This window comes from Staphylococcus caledonicus, assembly GCF_016238465.1.
Taxonomy (GTDB): Bacteria; Bacillota; Bacilli; order Staphylococcales; family Staphylococcaceae; genus Staphylococcus; species Staphylococcus caledonicus.
The window spans coordinates 397,161-421,327 of sequence record NZ_JABTXV010000001.1; the positions used below are offsets into that span (position 1 = coordinate 397,161).

At 32.9% G+C, this 24,167-nt stretch carries 21 protein-coding genes and 1 riboswitch; of the genes, 16 read left to right on the forward strand and 5 right to left on the reverse strand.

The features are described from left to right. Nucleotides 1–67: 67 nt before the first annotated feature. Complete coding sequence (locus HS848_RS01915) at nucleotides 68–649, reverse strand: CYTH domain-containing protein (protein ID WP_198611059.1); 582 nt, start codon at nucleotides 647–649, stop codon at nucleotides 68–70. A 253-nt stretch (nucleotides 650–902) separates the two neighbouring features. Between HS848_RS01915 and HS848_RS01920 the strand changes: the two genes are divergently transcribed. The 7 genes from HS848_RS01920 to fabI all read left to right on the forward strand — a co-directional run bounded on the left by HS848_RS01920 (nucleotide 903) and on the right by fabI (nucleotide 7,793). Next, the gene (locus HS848_RS01920) at nucleotides 903–1,250 is read left to right on the forward strand and encodes a UPF0738 family protein (protein WP_107506956.1); all 348 of its coding nucleotides are present in this window, start codon (nucleotides 903–905) and stop codon (nucleotides 1,248–1,250) included. A 16-nt stretch (nucleotides 1,251–1,266) separates the two neighbouring features. Next, nucleotides 1,267–1,896 carry a GTP pyrophosphokinase gene (locus tag HS848_RS01925; RefSeq protein ID WP_103166814.1) on the forward strand — a complete coding sequence of 210 codons (630 nt, stop codon included), beginning with the start codon at nucleotides 1,267–1,269 and terminating at the stop codon, nucleotides 1,894–1,896. 13 nt (nucleotides 1,897–1,909) lie between these two features. Further along, the gene (locus HS848_RS01930; protein ID WP_103166815.1) at nucleotides 1,910–2,719 is read left to right on the forward strand and encodes an NAD kinase; all 810 of its coding nucleotides are present in this window, start codon (nucleotides 1,910–1,912) and stop codon (nucleotides 2,717–2,719) included. Next, nucleotides 2,716–3,579 carry an RluA family pseudouridine synthase gene (locus tag HS848_RS01935; protein ID WP_198611060.1) on the forward strand — a complete coding sequence of 288 codons (864 nt, stop codon included), beginning with the start codon at nucleotides 2,716–2,718 and terminating at the stop codon, nucleotides 3,577–3,579. Before HS848_RS01930 ends, HS848_RS01935 begins: the two co-directional genes overlap by 4 nt. A 24-nt stretch (nucleotides 3,580–3,603) precedes the next feature. Further along, nucleotides 3,604–4,992, forward strand: a complete 1,389-nt coding sequence (gene mgtE / locus HS848_RS01940) for a magnesium transporter (protein ID WP_198611061.1) — start codon at nucleotides 3,604–3,606, stop codon at nucleotides 4,990–4,992. Between the two features lie 9 nt (nucleotides 4,993–5,001). Continuing rightward, the gene (locus HS848_RS01945; RefSeq protein ID WP_198611062.1) at nucleotides 5,002–6,846 is read left to right on the forward strand and encodes a cation:proton antiporter domain-containing protein; all 1,845 of its coding nucleotides are present in this window, start codon (nucleotides 5,002–5,004) and stop codon (nucleotides 6,844–6,846) included. Between the two features lie 176 nt (nucleotides 6,847–7,022). After that, the gene (fabI, locus tag HS848_RS01950) at nucleotides 7,023–7,793 is read left to right on the forward strand and encodes an enoyl-ACP reductase FabI (RefSeq protein ID WP_107506952.1); all 771 of its coding nucleotides are present in this window, start codon (nucleotides 7,023–7,025) and stop codon (nucleotides 7,791–7,793) included. 172 nt (nucleotides 7,794–7,965) lie between these two features. On the opposite strand, the gene cozEa is transcribed toward fabI, so the two are convergent. After that, nucleotides 7,966–9,051: a lipoteichoic acid biosynthesis protein CozEa gene (gene cozEa / locus HS848_RS01955; protein ID WP_107506951.1), complete on the reverse strand. Its 1,086-nt coding sequence runs from the start codon at nucleotides 9,049–9,051 to the stop codon at nucleotides 7,966–7,968. A gap of 177 nt (nucleotides 9,052–9,228) precedes the next feature. Here cozEa and HS848_RS01960 point away from each other — a divergent pair, with 177 nt between their 5' ends. Together HS848_RS01960 and HS848_RS01965 are read left to right on the forward strand one after the other, a co-directional pair. Further along, the gene (locus HS848_RS01960) at nucleotides 9,229–9,990 is read left to right on the forward strand and encodes an esterase family protein (RefSeq protein WP_198611063.1); all 762 of its coding nucleotides are present in this window, start codon (nucleotides 9,229–9,231) and stop codon (nucleotides 9,988–9,990) included. Between the two features lie 189 nt (nucleotides 9,991–10,179). After that, the gene (locus HS848_RS01965) at nucleotides 10,180–10,686 is read left to right on the forward strand and encodes a YjcG family protein (RefSeq protein ID WP_198611064.1); all 507 of its coding nucleotides are present in this window, start codon (nucleotides 10,180–10,182) and stop codon (nucleotides 10,684–10,686) included. A gap of 346 nt (nucleotides 10,687–11,032) precedes the next feature. Here HS848_RS01965 and ltaA read toward each other — a convergent pair whose 3' ends face one another. Next, nucleotides 11,033–12,232, reverse strand: coding sequence for a lipoteichoic acid biosynthesis MFS flippase LtaA (gene ltaA, locus HS848_RS01970; protein WP_198611065.1), 1,200 nt, complete (start codon nucleotides 12,230–12,232; stop codon nucleotides 11,033–11,035). Continuing rightward, nucleotides 12,210–13,385 (reverse strand): diglucosyl diacylglycerol synthase, encoded by a 1,176-nt coding sequence (locus HS848_RS01975; protein ID WP_107506947.1) that lies wholly within the window; start codon nucleotides 13,383–13,385, stop codon nucleotides 12,210–12,212. Before HS848_RS01975 ends, ltaA begins: the two co-directional genes overlap by 23 nt. 392 nt (nucleotides 13,386–13,777) lie before the next feature. On the opposite strand from HS848_RS01975, the gene HS848_RS01980 reads away from it, so the two are divergent. The 7 genes from HS848_RS01980 to HS848_RS02010 all read left to right on the forward strand — a co-directional run bounded on the left by HS848_RS01980 (nucleotide 13,778) and on the right by HS848_RS02010 (nucleotide 23,461). Next, a complete protein-coding gene (locus tag HS848_RS01980) occupies nucleotides 13,778–15,262 on the forward strand; it encodes a UDP-N-acetylmuramoyl-L-alanyl-D-glutamate--L-lysine ligase (protein ID WP_198611066.1) in 1,485 nt (494 codons plus the stop codon). Then, a complete protein-coding gene (locus HS848_RS01985; RefSeq protein ID WP_232806052.1) occupies nucleotides 15,255–15,509 on the forward strand; it encodes a YueH family protein in 255 nt (84 codons plus the stop codon). The genes HS848_RS01980 and HS848_RS01985 overlap by 8 nt, the downstream gene beginning before the upstream one ends. Continuing rightward, a complete protein-coding gene (locus HS848_RS01990; protein WP_198611068.1) occupies nucleotides 15,506–17,068 on the forward strand; it encodes a peptide chain release factor 3 in 1,563 nt (520 codons plus the stop codon). The genes HS848_RS01985 and HS848_RS01990 overlap by 4 nt, the downstream gene beginning before the upstream one ends. 128 nt (nucleotides 17,069–17,196) lie before the next feature. Beyond that, a riboswitch (yybP-ykoY riboswitch) is annotated at nucleotides 17,197–17,301 on the forward strand. A 70-nt stretch (nucleotides 17,302–17,371) separates the two neighbouring features. Further along, a complete protein-coding gene (locus HS848_RS01995) occupies nucleotides 17,372–18,166 on the forward strand; it encodes a TerC family protein (RefSeq protein ID WP_198611069.1) in 795 nt (264 codons plus the stop codon). Between the two features lie 360 nt (nucleotides 18,167–18,526). Further along, the gene (locus HS848_RS02000) at nucleotides 18,527–20,443 is read left to right on the forward strand and encodes a S1C family serine protease (protein ID WP_198611070.1); all 1,917 of its coding nucleotides are present in this window, start codon (nucleotides 18,527–18,529) and stop codon (nucleotides 20,441–20,443) included. An 18-nt stretch (nucleotides 20,444–20,461) separates the two neighbouring features. Beyond that, entirely contained in the window at nucleotides 20,462–21,820 is a 1,359-nt protein-coding gene (locus HS848_RS02005; RefSeq protein WP_107506941.1) for a TrkH family potassium uptake protein, read from the forward strand. Between the two features lie 129 nt (nucleotides 21,821–21,949). Next, entirely contained in the window at nucleotides 21,950–23,461 is a 1,512-nt protein-coding gene (locus tag HS848_RS02010) for a bifunctional metallophosphatase/5'-nucleotidase (protein ID WP_198611071.1), read from the forward strand. A gap of 88 nt (nucleotides 23,462–23,549) precedes the next feature. Here HS848_RS02010 and HS848_RS02015 read toward each other — a convergent pair whose 3' ends face one another. Next, nucleotides 23,550–24,152, reverse strand: coding sequence for a CPBP family glutamic-type intramembrane protease (locus HS848_RS02015; protein ID WP_198611072.1), 603 nt, complete (start codon nucleotides 24,150–24,152; stop codon nucleotides 23,550–23,552). Nucleotides 24,153–24,167 lie beyond the last annotated feature (15 nt).

Genomic DNA, 24,167 nt, shown 5'->3' on the forward strand with positions numbered 1-24,167 from the left:
TATATATCTAATATAACATGAATTTTTACATTTAAAAGTAAAATGACTTTTAGCGATATAAAGCGAATTATTTAGAAATTAAAGATTTGTAATCGAAGAAACGTTGAACTTTATTTTTCGGAGTTTCATGCTTAAGTTGAAATTTCTCAAGTAAGCGTTCGAACTTTTCTAACCCTTGATCATAATCTTGAACTTCAAATTCTAATTCATAGTCAGTTTTATCAAAGTATTCACTTTTATCGAGTACGAGTAATTCATTTTTATAATTAGTTTCCATACGAATTGTCGTTAACGCACCAAGTATGTTCAATTCATTCTCCTCAACGCCATAGCTATCTAAGATATGTTTAATATCTGATGGTAGACTAGCTTTTGAGACAGTTGCACCCATTTCAGGTATTAAATTCACCATATGATTATATTCAGTTAAACCCACTTTTGCGGGTACTTTTAATGTCATTTCGTAGGTCTCGTTTTTTACTCGTATTCTTAACGCTGATTTATGATTGCGTAATTTGAAATCAGGCGTATCAATGTAATAGTTGATTTGTGAAAAAGGTTCTTCATGTTCAAAATAAGTAGTTTTGATTTTTTCATAAGTAAGTGCATCTAATAATTGTTTAAATTCAATTTCATTATTTGTAGCCATCGTTCCACCTCAATGCCTAAGATTCATAAGTGTTGTATTAATTATGACGGACATTTTCAAAAAATAAAAGTAATAAACTAGTCAGTAATTAAAATTCTGAGTAAGACGATATAAATTAAGTTAAAAGTTGATTATATAGAGAGCAAAAGTTAATATTTTTAAGGTGAAACAATACGAGTTGAAGTGCAATTCAGACGTGTGTTACAAGGATAAATTATGTTAAACTAGTAGGGAATAATAAGGAGGAACAAGCATGCGTATTTATGTAAATGAAATTAAAATTAAAGACGATGGCATTTATTGCTACTCAGAGGATCCAACAGATGGATTAGAAGAAGTAGGGCAAATGCTTGTTGACAGCGATAATTATGGATTTGCCTACTTACTAGATGATGGACAATCCTATTCTTATTTGATTTTTGTTCAAGAAACATGGTCGATGTTACATGAGAATAGAGGTAAAAAGATTATCGTTAATGATGAGTTAGAATTAGAACATTTCCAAGAAGAGTTAGATTATATCTTGGATAACGTTGAAGGAAATAATAACTATGGTAAGGAGTTTGTTTCAACTGTTGAAGAAATTTTCGAACTAAAGTGAAGCGGAGTGAAACACTATGAATCAGTGGGATCAATTTTTAACACCTTATAAACAAGCCGTTGATGAATTAAAGGTAAAGCTAAAAGGTTTGCGTAAGCAATATGAAGTTGGTGAACATGCATCGCCCATTGAATTTGTTACTGGCCGTGTAAAACCAATTACAAGTATTATTGATAAAGCAAATAAAAGGGGGATACCCTTTGATCGACTGCGAGAAGAGATGTATGACATCGCTGGTTTAAGAATGATGTGTCAGTTCGTAGATGATATTGATGTAGTTGTAACGATGTTGCGTCAACGTCAAGACTTTAAAGTAGTGGAAGAACGAGACTATATTAGCAATACGAAACAAAGTGGATATCGTTCATATCATGTGATTATTGAATATCCAATTGAAACGTTAAATGGTCAAAAGTCAATTTTAGCAGAAATTCAAATTCGTACATTAGCGATGAATTTCTGGGCAACTATTGAACATACGTTAAGATATAAATATGATGGGGATTATCCTGCTGAAATTCAGCATCGTCTAGAACGAGCTGCAGAAGCGGCGTATTTATTAGATGAAGAAATGTCTGAGATTAAAGAAGAAATTCAAGAAGCACAAAAATATTATTCCCAAAAACGAGCGAAAAAACATGACTAATGAGGTGTAGACGATGCGTTATACTATCTTGTCTAAAGGTGATTCAAAGTCGAATGCGTTAAAACATAAGATGATTAATCACATGAAAGACTTCCATATGGTTGAGGATGCTGAAAATCCTGAAATTGTAATATCTGTAGGTGGGGATGGAACGTTATTACAAGCTTTCCATCAATATAGTCATATGTTATCGCAAGTGGCTTTTGTGGGGATACATACAGGTCATTTAGGATTTTATGCAGACTGGCTACCTCATGAGGTTGAAAAGTTAATCATTGAAATCAATAACTCTGAATTCCAGGTGATTGAATATCCATTATTAGAAATCATAGTCAGATATAATAACAATGGCTATGAAACGAGATATTTAGCTTTAAATGAAGCAACAATGAAAACCGAGAACGGTTCAACATTAGTTGTGGATGTCGGTATCAGAGGTAAACACTTTGAACGTTTTAGAGGAGATGGATTATGCATCTCTACGCCATCAGGATCAACGGCGTACAATAAAGCATTGGGTGGCGCATTGATTCATCCTTCGCTTGAAGCGATGCAAATAGCTGAAATAGCATCTATTAATAATAGAGTGTTTAGAACGGTAGGGTCGCCCCTTGTGTTACCTAAACATCATACATGTTTAATTACGCCAGTTAATCATGATACGATTCGCACAACGATTGATCACGTCAGTCTTAAACATAAAAATGTTAATGCTATACAATTTAGAGTGGCAAATGAGAAAGTGCGTTTTGCGAGATTTAGACCTTTCCCATTTTGGAAAAGGGTGCACGACTCATTTATCGAAAGTGATGACGAACGATGAAATTTGTATATCCCATTCATCAAGAGGAAACACTTAAGTCGTTTTTACAACGTCATAATTACTCTAAGAAAACAGTTAGCGCCATTAAACGTAATGGCGCTTTAATTATTAATGAAAAGCCTGTTACAGTACGAAAGTTGATGCATCCTGGCGATCAATTAACTATCGCTTTACCACAAGAGGAGCCTAGCGCTTATCTCATTCCTTCAGAGAAGAAGATTGATATTCTGTATGAAGATGCCTATTTAATTGTGGTTTCAAAGCCAATTCAATTAAATAGCACACCTTCAAGAGAGCATCCTCATGATAGTTTAATTGAACGCGTGCTATATTATTTGAATGAAAGTCTTATTTCAAATGAGACAGTAGTTCCACATATTGTGACACGGTTAGATCGCAATACGAGAGGGATAGTTATTTTCTCCAAGCATGGTCATATTCACCATTTAATGTCTACATTAGAGATAGACAAACGCTATATGTGTGTATGCTTTGGTCGGACTCAAGAAGAAGGTACGATTGAAGCATCAATTGCTAGGGAGGATCATAGTATTATTACTCGCAAAGTCGCTAGCTCGGGAAAATATGCGAAAACAGGCTATAAAACATTAAAAGCTAATCAGAATGCTAGTTTATGTGAAGTGAAATTATATACTGGGAGAACGCATCAAATACGGGTACATTTTAGCCATATTGGCCACGCTTTAGTGGGAGATGACTTATATCATGGCTATCATCCTAAAATACATACGCAATCTTTACAATGTTATAAAGTGAGATTTAAACATCCCATATATAATAGAGAAATTGAGATAGCGATGGATTATAAACAACTCGAAGCCATATACAACCAATTATAAAACTTAGATTTGGAGGTGCGTGATATGCCATCATTAGAAACAGAGAACAATGATACAAATACTCATGAAGTATACAATCAAAGCTTATTAGATGACTTCTTAGCTAAAGGTGATATTAATCAATTTAGAGAAGAATTTCTAGAAATGCACGAGTATGAACAAAGCGAGTATTTCGAAGATACTACAGATGAGAATAGACAAAAGATATTTGAATTTTTATCACCCGAAGAAGTAGGAGAATTCTTTGAACAATTAGAAATTGATGACGATGAATACGAATCGTTATTTGATACAATGAATGCCCATTATGCAAGTAAAGTCTTAGAAGGCATGTCTTCCGATAATGCAGTAGATATTTTAAATGAATTATCAAAATCAAAAGTAGCAAGTTTACTGACATTAATGAATCGAGAAGATGCCAACGAAATTAAAGATTTGCTACATTACGAAGAAGATACTGCCGGTGGTATTATGACTACCGAATATATCTCGCTAGATGTAGCGACGCCGGTTAAAGAAGCATTGATGTTAGTTAAAGAACAAGCGCCAGATGCTGAAACCATCTATGTTATCTTTGCTACAAATTCAGATGGACAACTTGTAGGTGTTCTATCACTAAGAGATTTAATTGTTGCTGAAAATGATGCCTATATAGAAGACGTGATGAGCGAACGTGTCATTAGCGTTAATGTGGCAGATGACCAAGAAGACGTAGCACAAAAAATGAGAGATTATGACTTTATTGCTATGCCGGTTGTAGACTATCAACAACACCTATTAGGTATCATAACAATCGATGATATCTTAGACGTTATGGATGAAGAGGCAAGTGAGGACTACTCTCGTTTAGCCGGGGTCTCAGACATTGACTCAACTAATGATTCTGTAGTAAAAACAGCTACAAAACGTTTACCGTGGTTGATTATTTTAACATTTTTAGGAATGATAACAGCAACGATATTAGGTAGCTTTGAAGCGACATTATCAAAAGTGGCGTTATTAGCTGCATTTATTCCTATTATTAGTGGGATGTCTGGTAATTCAGGAACACAATCACTAGCCGTTTCAGTACGTAATATTTCTACTGGTGAAATTGATGAACAAAGTAAATTTAAAGTCGCACTAAGAGAAGCGGGCAGTGGTTTATTATCAGGATTAGTATGTGCTACAGTACTGTTTATTATTATTGTAGTTATTTATCGACAACCGTTCCTCGCACTTATTGTAGGTGGTAGTTTAACGATTGCAATGACTGTAGGTACATTAGTCGGTTCAATGATTCCACTATTTATGAATAAATTAAATATCGACCCAGCCGTTGCCAGTGGTCCATTTATCACGACAATTAATGATATCGTAAGTATGTTAATTTATTTCGGATTAGCAACAACATTTATGACGTATTTAACATAGGGGGACAAAATGGAATTCTTTTCTCTAGTAATCGTAGTTGTCGCAGCTTTTTTAACACCAATCATTATTAATCGATTAAACATTACATTTTTACCAGTTGTAGTGGCCGAAATTTTAATGGGGATTCTTATAGGACAATCCTTTTTAAATCTTGTAGAAAAAGATAGCATGTTAAGCATACTTTCTACACTTGGATTTATCTTTTTAATGTTTTTAAGTGGTCTTGAAATCGATTTTAGTACATTTAAAAAAGATACACGTCGACGTCAAGGTCAGAATAAACATGAGAAAGATTTACCAAGCCATCTTAATTTAGCGTTAATTGTCTTTGCTTTAATTATGGTTATCTCAATAATATTTGCCTTCATGTTTAAATGGTTAGGATTAGTGGATAACGTCTTGCTTATGGTAATTATTATTTCTACGATATCGCTAGGGGTAGTAGTGCCAACGCTTAAAGAAATGAATATCATGCGTACAACAATCGGACAGTTTATCCTACTTGTTGCTGTACTAGCAGATTTGGTAACAATGGTACTATTAACTATTTATGGTGGAATTAATGGTCATAGTGGTAATTCCGTATGGTTATCTGCCATTCTATTAGTCTTTACAGGGATATTCTATGTCCTTGGCGTATTATTTAAACGTATGAAATTTTTACAACGTTTAATAGGTGGGACTACTCAAATAGGTATAAGAGCTATCTTTGCGCTCATCATTCTATTAGTAGCACTTGCTGAAGGCGTAGGCGCTGAATATATTTTAGGTGCTTTTCTAGCTGGTGTAGTTGTGTCACTTCTAAAACCAGATGAGGAATTAATACATACGCTTGATTCATTCGGTTATGGTTTCTTTATTCCAATCTTCTTTATTATGGTAGGGGTAGATTTAAATATTCCTTCATTAATTAAAGAACCATCACTATTAATTATTATTCCAATCTTGATTTTAGCTTTTATTATTTCAAAATTAGTACCAGTACTATTAATAAGACGTTGGTTTGATACTAAAACTACCATCGCTTCAGCATTCTTGTTAACGTCGACATTATCATTGGTTATTGCTGCGGCTAAAATTGCAGAACAATTAAAGGCGATTTCAGCTGAGATGTCAGGTATTTTTATTTTAAGTGCGATTATTACATGCGTGTTTGTACCGATCATTTTCAAAAAAATGTTTCCAATTCCAGATGAAGCTAATCGTAAAATAGATATTGCTTTGATTGGTAAGAACCAACTTACTATTCCTATTGTGCAGAATCTTACTTCTCACTTGTATAATGTAACGCTCTATTATCGTAAAGATTTATCTGATAATCGTAGTTTGTCAGACAACATTACGGTAGTGGAAATTCCAGATTATGAGGAAAGTTTGCTAGAACGATTAGGACTCTTTAACCAAGATATTGTAGTATGTTCTACTAATGATGATAGTTTGAACAGTAAAGTAGCGAAGTTAGCAAAAGAGCATGAAGTTAATCGAGTGATTTGTCGACTTGAAAATAGTAATGAAGACGACAAAATGAAATTTGATGGCATAGAGGTGTTCAGTGACTTTATTAGTAATAAAATCTTCTTAAAAGGATTAATTGAAACACCTAACATGTTAAATATCTTAAGTAATGTAGAAACGTCATTGTACGAAATTGAAATGTTGAACTATAAATATGAAAACATACAATTACGTAATTTCCCATTTGGTGGAGACGTTATCTTTGTGCGCATTATTAGAAACAATGAATCAATCGTACCTCACGGGGACACGCAACTTAGATATAAAGACCGCTTGATTGTAACTGGATCAAAAGAGTATGTAGACGAATTAAAATCAGAACTTGAATTTTATTATTAAACATGAGTAAAAGTCGAGTAGTAGAAAACAAAGAAACATCATGTTGCTAGATATTAATATTACTTTATAAATCTTTCGCAACAATGGTAAAATAAATACATTAGATTAATCTTTATTGTCGGGGACAATAAGTTTAAGATATTAAAGAAAAGAATCACTATAAGGAGACATGTCGCATGTTAAATCTTGAAAACAAAACCTTCGTTATTATGGGTATTGCTAATAAACGTAGTATCGGTTTCGGCGTTGCTAAAGTATTAGACCAATTAGGCGCGAAGTTAGTATTTACTTACCGTAAAGATCGTAGCCGTAAAGAATTGGAGAAATTATTAGATCAATTAAATCAAAATGATCCTAAATTATATCAAATTGATGTTCAAAAAGATGAGGATGTTATCAATGGCTTCGCTAAAATTGGTGAAGAAGTAGGAAATATTGATGGCGTTTACCATTCTATCGCTTTTGCTAATATTGAAGATTTACGTGGTCGTTTCTCAGAAACTTCACGTGAAGGCTTCTTATTAGCCCAAGACATTAGCTCATATTCATTAACAATTGTGGCTCATGAAGCTAAAAAAATCATGCCTAATGGTGGTAGCATCGTTGCTACGACATACTTAGGTGGCGAATTCGCCGTTCAAAACTACAATGTAATGGGTGTAGCTAAAGCTAGTCTAGAAGCTAACGTTAAATACTTAGCTTATGATTTAGGTCCAGACAATATTCGCGTAAATGCGATTTCTGCTGGTCCAATTCGTACACTAAGTGCAAAAGGTGTAGGCGGCTTCAATACAATTCTTAAAGAAATTGAAGAACGTGCACCATTAAGACGTAATGTAGACCAAGAAGAAGTAGGTAAAACTGCTGCATACTTATTAAGTGACTTCTCAAGTGGTGTAACTGGTGAAAATATCCACGTTGACAGTGGTTTCCACGCTATTAAATAATTAAAGACTTAAGGGATTATATCTATTCTCCAAAATTAAAGGCACAAAGGTGATTTCAACTAGAAATCATCTTTGTGCCTTTTTTAAATATATTAAAAGTATTCGATTGGGACACCGTTTATCGATTTACCAAAATACAAACTATTAATATCACAGTTTTAATAAAATATTATCAATCTTTAACATCACTATTTGCTTTATCAATTATACGTTGACGATATTTAAAGACATTGCTTGCAATTGTTTTAAGAACTGCATATAACGGTACAGCGACTAAAATAAGCGTAAAGCCACCTAAATCTCCGGCCGCTAAGATAACAACAATAATAGTAAGTGGGTGAATACTTAAAGATTTACCCATAACATTTGGTGTAATCACGTTACCTTCAAGTTGTTGCGCTATTAATGTGACCACACAGACCCAAATAAATGTTGACGGGCCATCAATGATACCAAGAATTGCAGCAGGGGCGAAGGATAACCAAGGACCTAAGAAAGGAATTAAGTTTGCTACCCCAGCAAATAGTACTAATAAAGGCGTGTAAGGTAAACCGATAATTGTATATCCAATGTATAAGATAATACCTAGAATCACACTCACTGTTACTTGCCCTTGAATATATGATTTTAAAGTAAAGTTTAAATCTTTTAATAAATCAACTACAAATACTTTACGTTCACCTTTGAAAAATTTAGCGATAGCTGGAATAAATCTTTCGTGGTCTTTTAACATATAAATTAAAAAGAACGGTACCATAATTAATAAGAAAATCGTAGAAATTAATGATGTAATATAAGTAAATGAATTAGCTAAAATACCAGTCAAACTATCACCGAATGATTTGACAGTTGAATTGATGCGGTTAGTGACATCACTTGGTAATTTATCCATTTGTGTTAATGAAAAGTTTACTATACGTTCTGCTTCACGTTGTAATGACGGTGTAGCTTTAATTAAGCTATTAACGTTTGAAATAATAATTGGTGCAATAAATGCTACCACAATAGCAATAATTGCTGCTAAACCAATAAAGATTGTTGTAATACTAGCCCAACGTGGGAAGCCCCATTTTTCTAAAATAGTTTGGAATGGTAAGCAGATATAAAATAAAAATCCACTAATTAAAAATGGAAGAAGCACTGAGGCAATAATTGTTGCAATAGGGGCAAAGACACTTTGTACTTCCATAAATAATTTTATAAGTACAAACAGGATGATCAATGCAATGCCCGTTCGAAACCATACTTTGTTAAGCATAAGCTTACGTCCTCCTAAGATAATCAATTGTTCATTATTTAATAAGTATATATCAAATAAGATATGTTAAAAAGTAAAAGTTTACTTACTAAAGTGATATTTGATGTTATTAGAACATTTAAAAGTCGTCTTTAACTTGATACAATTAGATTATTATTAATAGGGGGCCTCATCCAAATGTCGAATTTTAAAGCGGGTAAAATTAATAAACATATTTTACATAGTCATATTTTAGAAAGAGATGTCACGCTATCCATTTATTTACCAGAAGACTATTCTGACCTATTTAAGTATCAAGTAATCATTTGTTTTGATGGTCTAGATTTTTTACGTTTCGGTAGAATTCAACGTGAATATGAACGTTTAAGAAGAAATGATGAAATTCAACGTGCTATTATTGTTGGTTTCCATTATGAAGACGTTGATAAACGAAGAGAAGAGTTTCATCCTCAAGGGAGTCGCTCACATAAAACAATTCAAGCAGTAGGAAAAGAATTGCTACGATTTATTGATAACACCTTCCCAACTTATAAAGTGGGCAATGCGCGTATTTTAATAGGGGATAGTTTAGCAGGAAGTATTGCACTTCTAACAGCACTTACATATCCCACTATCTTTAGCCAAGTCGCAATGCTTAGTCCACATTCTGATGATACTGTGCTTGAAAGAGTAAATCATTGCCTACAATATAGAGAATTAACCATTTGGCATGCCATTGGTAAAGAGGAAGAAGATTTTAAACTACCGACAACTGGTGAACCTGCTGATTTCTTAACACCTAATAGAGCACTTGCAGATTTAATCCAACAAAAAGATATGACATATAGTTATCAAGAATTTGATGGTGGCCATAATTGGAAATCTTGGAAACCATTATTAGCAGATATTTTAAAATATTTTTTAAGCGAAGAAATTTCCACTCCTAATAATGAAGTTTAATGTATTACTATTTTTTGTTGAAAAGGGTATAGATAAGTAATACACGAGTATAAAAAGTAGTCTAATGATAAGTCTACTCGCAATATTCGTTTAATAATTGTAAACCTTTTCAAAAAATTTAACTAACCAATAACGTAAAATTTAGAATTTTGCTATAATGGTAGTATGTTAAACAAAGGAGGAATTTCAATGAATATAGGATTAGCATTAATTCCGTCAAAATCATTCCAAGACGAAGTGAATGGATATCGTAAACGTTATGATACTGAATATGCACGTATCATGCCACATATCACGATTAAATCTCACTTCGAAATCAATGATGAGTTAGATTCAGTAAAACAAGAAATAGAAAAACGTTTAAAAGGCGTTGAACCTGTAGAAGTTCATGCTACAAAAGCTTCAAGCTTTAAACCTATAAACAATGTTATTTATTTTAAAGTGGCTAAAACTGATGATTTAGAACAACTTTTCAATAAATTCAACACTGATGATTTCTATGGTAAAGCTGAACATCCTTTTGTACCACACTTCACAATTGCTCAAGGTTTAACAAGCCAAGAATTTGAAGATATATATGGTCAAGTGGAATTAGCAGGGGTAGATCATAAAGAAAAAATCGAAGAATTATCATTATTACGTTATGATGAAGGCGAAGACAAATGGAAAGTCATTGATACTTTCAATTTAGCGTAAAGTTTAATTATATGACATAAAAGAAGCGTCTGGGACATAAATCCCAAAACAATAGCGTAGAGGTGGTTCATGTTTGAATCACCTCTACGCTTCTCTTTTTAGCAATACTTCGTATTGTTTGGCGAAGCTTTCCCAGGGAGATGGGTCGAGCCACGGTCTCGACGCTCATCCTATTCCCTCGGGAGTCTCGCCAACAATACTACATCATATACGTTTAATTTTTTTAAATTTTTACAGTAGTTGTCTAAAACGAAGATACATCCAATCTGTACTTTCTTCATTTCTAATCGAGGGAACGACGAAATCTTAGAAATTTCATTAGCTTTCTGTCGCTGCACGCTTTAATTTATGAAGAATATTTTGTCTTTTTATTATTTTTTATAAAATATAAGCCGTAGAAAATGGCTAATACTAAAAAGATAAATGCTGAAAAGTAGAAAGTATTATTCAAGCCATTTGTTAGTTGGGCTATGAGTCCACCAAATAGTGGGCCTATCATAGAGCCAAAACCTTGAACGCTATTAAATACGCCCCAAGTTTCTTCTTGTTCAACAGGATTAATTTGTCCAGCCATAAACGTATTCCAAGCAGGTAATAAAATACCATACATTAGACCGATAAATACTGCGATGCCCCATACAACAAAAATATTAGTTACAAGAGATAGAGCAAAAATGAAAGCAGTAAATAGGATGAAACCGACAAAGATGATACCGTACATAAAGCCCGTACTATTTTTATCGATAATCTTAGATAAAAATAGCATTGAAACTGCACAACCTAATCCGCCAATTGCTATAGCCACTGTATATTCAATCGTACTTACACCAACAACTTTAGTAGCGTATGTAGGTAGTATCGGCAATAGCGCTGAGATAGAAGCCCCTTGTAATAAAATACCAGGGAATAACACTATATGACGTTTCATAACTTCGACGATTTGTCCAAGTTGTTCGCTCACAGGTTTAGTATTATAATTCGTTAATTTAACGTCGACGAAGTAATATAATACCCAAGCAATGACAACGACTAGTGACATCATAAAAGCAAAATGTGTAGGGTGTAATTTAACTAACACATTCATAAATGCCCATCCGACGAGCAAACCTAATAACCATGCAAAATAAACATAGCCCATTTGCTTACCACGTTGGTCTTCTTCGACACTTGATAACATAATAACCCAAATAGGACTGACCGCAATTCCTAACATAATCGCACTTAATATGATTACTATAGCATTTGCAGGAAACCAAATAACTAGGAATAAACTAAGAAATGCTAGTAAAAATCCAAGTGTTAATACTAACTTTGTACCGAATTTTTTTAATAAGAAACCGATGACAAAATTTGTAGCTGCATCGGAGATAAAGTGTATAGATAATGCTGCAGAAGTGACTGCTACTGCTATTGAAGTTACGGTAGGTAAATAGTTAATATAACTTAGAACATACATACCTCTCGCAAATTCCATTAAGAATAGAATAACAAGCATTATCTTGAAGTTTTTACTAATTCCCTTACTATTTAACGAAGAACTTGGCATATAATGGAACCTTTCCGTAAATTTCCTGTTGTTGTGAAGAACTATCCAGGATATTTAATAAATCGGTACATAATCGATAGGTTGAATAATCAACTTTTTCTTCTGACATTTTGTTAGACATTGCTTTCAGTTTATCTTCATGATTCGTTAAATCAGAAACAATTTCAATTGCTTCTTCTGGCGTATCTGCAATTTTGCCATAAGCTTTATCTTGGAAATAAAGCGCATTTTCAAGTTCTTGTCCTGGCGCAGGATTCAAGAAAATCATTGGAATACTACGAGTTAAACCTTCAGAAATAGTAATTCCTCCAGGTTTAGTAATCATTAACTGACATGACGCCATCCATTCATTCATATGTTGTGTATAACCTAGGATTAATACATTATCATATGACTTAAATTGCGTTTCCAAACTTTGTTTTAATGATTTACTACGTCCACAAATCATAACAATTTGAGAATGTGGACTTTTCTCAAGAATCGTCTTAATCATATAGTCGAAACCTTTAGATACACCAAATGCACCAGCTGCCATTAAAATTGTAGGTTTATCAGGATCTAAATGGTGTTGAGTTAACCAGGCTTTATTATCAATATCCTCTTCAAACTTATCGGCAATAGGAATGCCAGTCACTTTAATGTCAGAAGCAGGCACGCCCGCCTCCACAAAATCAGCTTTAGTATCTTCTGTCGCTACGTAATATCTATGAGAATTAGGAGTAATCCAGTTCTTCTGTAAACGATAGTCCGTCATTACTGTAGCGATAGGTATACGAATATTGAATTGTTCAGTTAAAACTGACATAACCGGCGTAGGGAAGGTTAGTAAGATTAAGTCCGGCTTTTCTTTTAATAGTAAATTGATTAGTTTATTCAAACCATAATATTTATAAAAACATTTGTCTAAATCATCTGGGCGACTATAGTAAAAATTTTTATACATATTTCTAAAGTATTTAAAGCTATTGATATACCATTTTTTACATATAGAAGTTAAGATTGGATGTGCTTCCATAAATAAGTCATGCTCAATAACTGATAAATGAGTTAAATTCATTTCATTAAGTTGGTTAACAACGCTTTGCGTTACCTGTAAATGGCCATTACCAAATGAGCCGGTAATAATCAATATCTTTTTATTTTGAGTAACCATTAATAGTCACCCTCCATTAATTTAAATTTAATATATATAAAATAACGTCGTTTAAGTTTAATATTTACAAAGTATATATAACTTCTATTAAACCCATTCATTTCATTTATAGTGCATTATAGCATAATAATAACGATTACTTCATCTTTATATATCTATCCTAGCATTAAAGATAAAAAAAGTATCGGCAAATCGTTAGATATAAATAAAATTTTAAAAAATTTAACTCCCAATTAATAAATAAAAAATTGAACATATAAGTTACGAGAAATATCAATAGTAAAGCATCATTAAAATATGAACTTAAATTAAAATAATTTGATAAGAATAAATTTATCAACAACTTTAAAATGTGTATAATAGACTTATTGTAAATAAAGGAGCGATACATTTTGAATGCGAATGAGTTGTTCGAAAAAATACGAGTTAAACAAGTTATAGGAACGTTAGATATAAATGTTACTGATATCACTACAGATTCACGTACAGCAAGTGAAGGAAGTATATTCGTCGCATCAAAAGGTTATACCGTAGATAGCCACAAATTTTGTCAAAACGTTGTTGATCAAGGCGCTGAAATTGTAGTAGTTAATCATAAACAAGAATTAAGTGAAGACGTTACCCAAGTTATCGTACCCGATACATTAAGAGTAGCCAGCTTATTAGCACATACGCTATTCGATTACCCAAGCCAACAATTAACTACATTTGGAATCACAGGGACTAACGGTAAAACCTCAATTGCGACCATGATTCATTTGATTTTCAGAGGTTTAGGAAAAGGCAGTGCATACTTGGGCACAAATGGCTTTCAAATTAATGAACAAAAGACTAAAGGTGCCAATACAACACCAGAAACAGTCTCTTTAACAAAGAAAATTAAACAAGCCGTTGATGAAAATGCAGAAGCGATGACAATGGAAGTGTCGAGTCATGGTTTATCATTAGGACGTTTACGAGGCGTTGAATTTGATGTAGCCGTTTTTTCAAATCTTACACAAGATCATTTAGATTTCCACGGTACTATGGAAGCATATGGCCATGCGAAATCTTTATTATTTAGTCAACTAGGTGAAGATTTATCTAAAGAGAAATACGTAGTATTAAATAATGACGATGATTTCTCAGAATATTTAGCATCAGTGACGCCATATGAAATTTTCAGTTATGGAATAGATAATGACGCTCAATTTATGGCTAAAAACATTAAAGAATCTCTACAAGGCGTTGATTTTGATTTTGATACACCATTTGGTACATATCGCGTTAAATCACCATATGTCGGTAAATTCAATATTTCTAATATTATGGCTGCGATAATTGCCGTATGGAGTAAAGGAACGCCAATGCAAGATATTATAGAAGTAGTTAAATCTCTTGAACCTGTCGAAGGACGATTAGAAGTATTAGATCCTAACTTACCAATTGATTTAATTATTGATTATGCGCATACAGCAGATGGTATGAATAAGCTCATAGATGCAGTTAAACCATTTGTGAAACAAAAACTTATCTTCTTAGTAGGTATGGCTGGAGAACGTGATTTAACTAAAACGCCAGAAATGGGTGCAGTAGCATGTAGAGCAGATTATGTAATCTTCACTCCTGATAATCCAGCAAATGACGATCCTAAAATGCTAACAGCTGAACTAGCGAAAGGTGCGACACATAATAATTATGTGGAATTTGAAGATCGTGCAGAAGGTATTAGACATGCGATTGACATTGCTGAACCTGGAGATACAGTGGTATTAGCTTCTAAAGGTAGAGAGCCATATCAAATCATGCCAGGCCATGTTAAAGTGCCACATAGAGATGATTTAATAGGATTAGAAGCAGCTTATAAAAAATTTGGTGGCGAGCACGTTGATGATTAAACAACTTTCAACACAAAATGAAGTTGTGAATGTTTATATATATAAGAACAAAGAATGTAATCATCTTATGTTAGCTATCCCAGACATGTTTTGGTCTTTAGAAGTTTCATTAGATATGAATTTAAATGAAATAGAAGAAGAATTAGTCATGCATATATTTAATTTTAAAGATGAAGAGGAAGCAACACATATTGCTTCTATATTAATAACCTGGATAGCAGAGTATTTAAAGGAGACAAATAAATGAGTTTAAAAGAAGAAGTTGAATCAAGAAAAACGTTTGCCATCATCTCCCACCCAGATGCTGGTAAAACGACATTAACCGAAAAACTATTATATTTTAGTGGTGCGATTCGTGAAGCGGGTACCGTAAAAGGTAAAAAGACAGGAAAATTTGCGAGAAGTGACTGGATGAAAGTAGAACAAGAACGTGGTATCTCGGTAACAAGTTCTGTGATGCAATTTGATTATGATGATTATAAAATCAATATCTTAGATACACCAGGGCACGAAGACTTTTCAGAAGATACGTACCGTACGTTGATGGCCGTGGACAGTGCTGTAATGGTTATAGACTGTGCCAAAGGTATTGAGCCACAAACGTTAAAACTATTCAAAGTATGTAAAATGCGTGGTATTCCTATCTTCACGTTCATTAATAAATTAGACCGTGTAGGTAAAGAACCTTTCGAATTATTAGATGAAATTGAAGAAACATTAAATATTGAAACATATCCAATGAATTGGCCAATTGGAATGGGCCAAAATTTCTTTGGTATCATTGACCGTCATACAAAATCAATCGAACCATTTAGAGATGAAGAGAATGTTTTACATTTAAATGATGAGTATGAATTAGAAGAAGACCATTCAATTAGTAACGACAGTGCATTTGAACAAGCTATCGAGGAATTTATGTTAGTTGAAGAAGCGGGAGAGCAATTTGATAATGAAGCCTTATTAAATGGTGAACTGACACCAGTATTCTTTGGTTCAGCTTTAGCTAACTTTGGTGTTCAAAACTTCTTAAATGCCTATGTAGATCATGCGCCTATGCCAAATGCCCGTCAAACAAATGAAGAAGTAGAAGTAAGCCCATTTGATGAAGAATTTTCTGGATTTATCTTTAAAATTCAGGCTAATATGGATCCTAAACACCGTGATAGAATTGCCTTTATGCGTGTAGTAAGTGGAGCATTTGAACGTGGTATGGATGTCACATTACAACGTACAAACAAAAAACAAAAGATTACGCGTTCAACTTCCTTTATGGCGGATGATAAAGAAACCGTCAACCATGCCGTAGCCGGTGATATTATTGGTTTATACGATACAGGTAATTATCAAATTGGGGATACGCTTGTTGGTGGAAAACAAAAATTCAATTTCCAAGATTTACCACAGTTCACACCAGAAATTTTTATGAAAGTGTCTGCTAAAAATGTTATGAAACAAAAACATTTCCATAAAGGTATCGAACAACTTGTACAAGAAGGTGCAATTCAATATTATAAAACATTGCATACGAACCAAATCATCTTGGGTGCTGTTGGTCAGTTACAATTTGAAGTGTTTGAGCATCGTATGAAGAATGAATATAATGTCGATGTAGTTATGGAACAGGTAGGTAGAAAAATAGCACGTTGGATTGAAAATGAAGATGATATTCAAGATAAAATGAATACATCTCGTTCAATCTTAGTAAAAGACAGATATGATAACTTTGTCTTCCTATTTGAAAATGAGTTTGCTACACGTTGGTTTGAAGAGAAATTCCCAGAAATTAAATTATTTAGCTTATTATAAGAATAACTTTGTATAGAGTGGGTAATAATCAATATACTGTTAAAATTTTAATAAGTTGATAATTAATAATTGTGTATTTGGACCGACATTGGTTATAATACACATAACAAATGAATACCTATGACAACATACATGTCAGAGGGGAGTAACTTGAGAACCATAAGAACACATGGTTTAGCACTTTATCGTCATTACGAAGTCTTATCTTCCGGTAAAGTGGGCAATTAATTGCTAAGTGAGACCTTTGCTATTATTTAGCATAGGTCTCTTTATTTGTATTAAAATAAAAAGGAGCTGTCCACATTGGATCCGAGTTTAATTTTACCGTATTTGTGGGTAATTTTAGTGCTAGTCTTTTTAGAAGGCTTATTAGCAGCTGATAACGCTGTCGTAATGGCTGTAATGGTTAAGCACTTACCACCCGAACAACGTAAGAAAGCATTATTTTACGGCCTATTAGGTGCGTTTGTATTCCGTTTCCTTGCTTTATTCCTAATCAGTATTATCGTTAATTTCTGGTTTATTCAAGCACTAGGCGCTGCATATTTAATCTTTATGTCTATAAAAAATCTTTGGAATTTCTTCCACTCAAAAGGCCAAGAACAACCCGAAGGAGACGACCATCACTTTGATGAGTCTGGTAAAGAGAAAAAAGTTAGTCCTATGCAATTCTGGGGCACTGTATTTAAAGTAGAATTTGCTGATATTGCTTTTGCTATTGATTCAATGTTAGCTGCCATGGCTATTGCCGTGACATTACCTGAAGTGGGTATCCACTTTGGCGGTATGGATTTAGGACAATTTAGTGTAATGTTTATCGGTGGCATGATTGGCGTTATTCTTATGCGTTTTGCTGCTACATGGTTCGTTAACTTACTTAATAAATACCCTGGCTTAGAAGGCGCTGCTTTTGCCATTGTAGGTTGGGTAGGTATTAAATTAGTAGTAATCGTACTTGCTCATAAAGATATCGGTATTTTACCAGAAGACTTCCCACATAGTACATTATGGCAAGCTATTTTCTGGACTGTAATGATTCTATTAGTTATTATTGGTTGGTTAACATCAGTACGTAATAATAAAAAGAAAAATAAATAATATTAGCATTATCTTTAGAGCTTGAAACATTTTTATTAGTGTTTTGAGCTCTAATTTTATTAGTAGAGGAGAGGCATAAACATAGAATTAAATCATACTTTATTCTTTTTTACAGAATCTTGCTAGGAGATAATAGAATTTATAGGAAAATTAGATAGATATACCATTCTCAACATATTTTATAAGGGAATTTTAGAAATACATCATCAATTCATTGCTAATTTATACTATTGATATTAAACTTTAATTAATGTATAAATGACTTAAAATTAAAAAATACATAGTTACATACAAGTATATCGCTTAAATTTCGTCATAATATAATATACGTTATGAGTTAAACGTTAGGAGTGAGCATCTTTGAATAATGATAAAAAACATGTAATACCTCGTGATAAATATCGCCGTAAACGTCATGAATATTTTCATAATGAAGAGCGTGAGGCTAGAATTAAGCGAGAAAAAGAGCAAAGAGAGCGCTTAGCTCAAAAAGAGCAACAACAAGCAAAGCTTAATGAAGAACGCGTGAAAGACAATTTGAGAAAAGCGCGAATTGAAAAACTCACTCAAGAAGAAATTCAACAACAGCAGCATCTAGCAAAGCTAAGAGCAGAAAATGAGTCTACTTCTAAAGTTGAAGGCAATTCAAAGGATTCCCATAATTTAACTTTGCCTGAAGAACAACATCTTAAAAAAGAAAATAAGTCTGAGAATAAAGATAATAAAATTTCAGACAATGCGCGTAATCAAAATCAAACTACTAGTATTGATGGTAATAAAAATGACACTAACTCATCTCAGCCTGAATATAGTAGATTAAGAAAAAACAAAGAAAAAGAAGAACAAAGTACTATTAAGAAAGAGAAAAACAAAAAGAAACAAGCTAACCTCACAACTCATCAACAAGAACATGGCCATAAGTCATCTAAAAGCAATGACACAGCTAAGGTTGATAAGTTAACAGACAATGCTAAGTCTGGTAAAGCTCGTAAAGATGAACATAAAACAACCTTAACTAAAGAAACTAATGACAGTTCAAAACGATTAGATGATCAAACATCAAATGATAACGATAAGGCGCAAGCTCATACTTCATCTAAAGAGAAACAAGCCGATGATAAGGATAAACCAGCATCAAACAATACTAACTTTATGGATCAAGTGAAAGCATTCTTTAAATTACATTGGGTTAAAATAGTTATTGTTGTAGCAATTATCTTAATTATTCTATTATTAAATGCTATTATTTCTAATATTAATCAAGGTAGTAGTGTTAACCAAAGTGAAAGTAATCATACGAAGTATACATCAACTATGAAAAACGCTAACAACACTGTTAAGTCAGTAGTAACAGTGGAAAGTGACGCACCTAAGAAAACTTCAGTTCAACAAACAAATACAAATTCAAATAGTGAACTTGGCTCAGGTGTCGTCTACAAAAAAGTAGGCGATGCTTTTTTTATTTTAACTAATACTCACATTATAAGTGATAGCGATAAGATTAAAGTAACTTATGTTGATCATACCTCAACACAAGCAAGCGTTATTGGTAAAGATAAATGGTCTGATATTGCAGTGATTAAAGCGAATATCAAAGACCAAAACATTAAACCAATTGAGATTGGAGATTCAAGTAAATTAGTTTTGGGTGAATCTATTATTGTAGTAGGCAACCCATTAGGTGAAGACTTTAGAAACAGTGTGTCTAAAGGTATCGTTTCGGGACTGAATAGAGCGGTAGCTGTAGATTTTAACCAAGATAGTGAAAACGATGAACGTATTAAAGCATTTCAAATAGATGCCTCAGTTAATCCTGGAAATTCGGGTGGCGCCGTAGTGAACGATAGCGGAAGACTTGTTGGTATAGTGTCGTTAAAAATAAATATGCCAAATATAGAAGACATGGGTTTTGCCATTCCTATTAATGATGCTATGGAAATAGCTAATGAACTAGAAAAGAAAGGTAAAATCGATTATCCCAATACAGGTATCGCCATTGAAAATGTACAAGACCTTAATAGTTATGAACGTGAAATTTTAAACGTTCCAAATGATATTGCGAACGGTATAGTAGTGGAAAAGTTAAAAGATGGTGGGTTAGGTGAAAAATCTGGTTTAAAAACTGGCGATGTAGTTGTAGAATTAGATAGTAAAACAATAAAAAATAATTTAGATTATAGACAGATTATTTTCAATCATAGACAGGATTTAGCAACATTGACAGGAAAAATATATAGAGACGGAAAATCTCAAGAAATAAAAATCAAATTAAAATAACGTTGAGGTGACAAGTTAATGTCTATTTTCGGTAAGTTATTAAAAAAATCAAGTCCTCAACAAGGGATTGTTTTATATTATCTAATAGCTATAGTTGTCGCATTTTTATTATTAAACTTACCGTTTGTACATAAACAGGGTGTGACCGTGAGTCCTATAGACACTTTATTTGTAGCTGTCTCTGGTATTAGTGTAACTGGCTTATCACCAATTAATATTGTGGATACTTATTCGGTGTTTGGGCAAATAATTATACTAGTTATATTAAATATCGGCGGAATTGGCGTTATGGCAATCGGTACTGTTTTATGGGTCGTGCTCGGTAAACATATTGGTATTCGTGAACGTCAATTAATCATGCTAGATAATAATAAAGATACGATGAGCGGGACAGTAAAATTAATCTTAGAAATAATTAAAACGATACTGACAATCGAATTTGTTGGTGCTTTATTATTAGCATTTTACTTTTATAGAGACAATCCAGATTTGAAAAATTCATTGATGCAAGGATTGTTTGTTTCAGTATCTGCAACTACAAATGGTGGATTAGACATCACAGGTCAATCTTTAGTGCCATATGCGAAAGATTATTTTGTCCAAACGATTGTAATGTTTTTAATCGTATTAGGCTCTATAGGATTTCCAGTATTATTAGAAATTAGAGCTTATGTTAGAAATAGAGTAAGCCATTTTAGATTTTCTTTGTTTACTAAAATAACTACAACAACATATTTCTTTTTATTCACTTTCGGGGTGATAGTTATCTTAGCACTTGAACATAATCATGCTTTTAAAGGTTTAAGCTGGCATCAATCGTTATTCTATTCTCTATTTCAATCTGCAACGACGAGAAGTGCTGGTTTACAAACAATTGATGTTACTAACTTTAGTGATGCAACCAATGTCATTATGAGTCTCTTAATGTTTATAGGTTCTTCTCCAAGTTCAGTCGGTGGGGGTATCCGTACCACTACTTTTGCGATTTTAATATTGTTTGTTATTAATTTTAATAATAATACTGAAAAATCAGCCATCAAAGTATTTAATAGAGAAATCCATGTCGTAGATATACAACGTTCATTTGCGGTATTTACTATGGCATCATTGCTTACATTTACAAGTATGATAATTATTTTAGCTACGGAAAAAAGTAATTTAACGTTCTTGCAAGTATTCTTTGAAGTCATGTCAGCGTTCGGAACATGTGGTTTATCATTAGGCGTTACTGACGATATTAGTGGACTTACAAAAGTCATACTAATGATATTGATGTTTATAGGACGTGTAGGCCTTATTTCATTTATTATTATGATTGCAGGCCGTAAAGAACCAGATAAATTCCACTATCCTAAAGAACGTGTACAAATAGGTTAATTTGAGAAGTCAGTCGAGGCATAAGAACATGTCTTAGACTGGCTTTTTATCTATTTTAAAACGTACTAAATGAATAACACTCAGGGTTTAATAAATGTTAAACTAACCTTAAATAAGGGGTGTGTAAACGTGGAAAAAAACGAAAATATAAATATAGATATTTTGGCAACATCTGATATGCATAGTCATTTTTTGAATGGTGATTATGGATCGAATATTTACCGCGCCGGTGCGTATGTTAAAAATGTTAGAGAAAATAATGATAATGTTATTTTACTTGATAGCGGAGGGAGTTTAGCTGGCTCTTTGGAAGCCTATTATTATGCTATTGTAGCACCATATAAACGTCACCCAATGGTTAAGCTAATGAATGATATGCAATATGATGCGAGTGGGGTAAGTCCCGATGATTTTAAATTCGGATTATCTTTCTTAACACGTTCTGTATCATTAGCACGCTTTCAGTGGTTATCGGCCAATATAGAGTACGCATTAACGAAAGAACCTTATTTCTCAACACCTTATGTGATTAAACAATATGACAATGTTAGGATAGCGATTGTTGGTTTGACGGCAGATGGTTTAATGAAAAATGAATACGCTGAAATGGAAACAGATGTTTCTATTGAAAAAACATTATTTTCAGCAAGACGATGGATTAGATATATTCACGAAACTGAACATCCAGATTTCTTAATCGTTATTTATCATGGAGGTTTAAATAAGATTAGTCAGACGAATCATCGTCATGGAGAGAGTTCACACGAAGCTGAAAAATTAATGAAAGAAATTGGTGTCATTGATTTAATGATTACTGCCCACCAACATCAAACAATAATTGGTAATGATTATGAGACAATGTATGTTCAAGCGGGTCAAAATGCGCAAGAATTAATTCACGTTAAAATAAAATTTAAAAAACGAACAAGCACCTTCGAAAAAGAAGATATTCAGTCTGAAGTCGTTGATTTAAGTGAATACAAAGAAGATGATGAGTTACTCGATATGACATATTATGATCGCAAAGCAGTAGCGCATTGGTCTAAAGAAGTCATTTCCGAAGACAATTATAATATGCAAGTTAATGGACTAGAGGATTTGCTAACCAAGACACATCCATTTACCCAACTTCTACATGATAGTCTTAAATTGGCCTATGATAATATTATTACATGTGCTAATGTGCCTAAAAATGGTGAAAAGGGATTTAATGACGTAATAACAAATGAAGATATTTATTATGCCTATCCTCACCCAGATAAAGCACTCGATTTAACTCTGACTGGTCAACAAATCAAAGACATGATTGAATATACATATTCTTACATCCAATTTGAAAATGAACAGTTAACTATGACAATTGTAGACGAAACTTTATGTACCATATGGCAAGGTTTTGAATATGAAGTGGACATGTCGAAAGAACCATTTAACCGTGTGTGTTTGAAAGACATAGAATTAAATAAGGAATATAGAGTTACGATGACAGATTATTGTTACAGAAATTATCGTCAATATTTAGATGGGGCTATGATTCATCACGCTACTCATAATTTACCAATGAGTATGCTTATTGCTAAAAATTTAAAAGAGCCAAGCTATAACTTATCAGTCATAGACAACTTTAAAGTAAATATTTAATGCTCTTCAATAATATAAACGTATGTGCATTACAAATTACTTCTAAAAAAAGAAACTTTTCTTAGCTATTTAAACTAAGAAAAGTTTTTTATCCATGAAATATTAATAACAAGATGATGGCGACAATTTGGCCTAATGATGTAGTTACTATACGACGTGTGTATTGATAACTAAATGATAAAACTAATTGAGTAACAAAAATAAATGCTACAATCCACCATTTGTCTAAGTATATAAATAACGAACTTGAGCATAAGGCAGTAATAATAATTACTAACCAGCTAGGTAACTTAAAACGAGTTAATTCTTTTTGCAAAACTGTTCTCATATATAATTCATGACAAGGTATAACAAAAATTAACGTTACTAGCATTTGCCATTTGAAATATACACCTGTTCTTGATAGTTCTTTAATAAGCTCAGCATACGTTATTTGTGGTGTTAATAACGAGAAGATGAATTGAACAATAATCAAGACGATACTTGTTAAAATTCCAACCCCAATAGAAGTTAATAAACGTTTCGACTCAATATCCCTTTGGTAGAAAACATAACTAATGCCAGCAATCAACATAATACCTGTGTATAAATACCAGTATTCTTGATGCTCCCCCCACATAATATATAGAATCAAATGGAAGACAATAAAGCTTGCAATAAACCAAATTAAAGCTTTCGATATATTTTTCATTTAATATTAACCTTC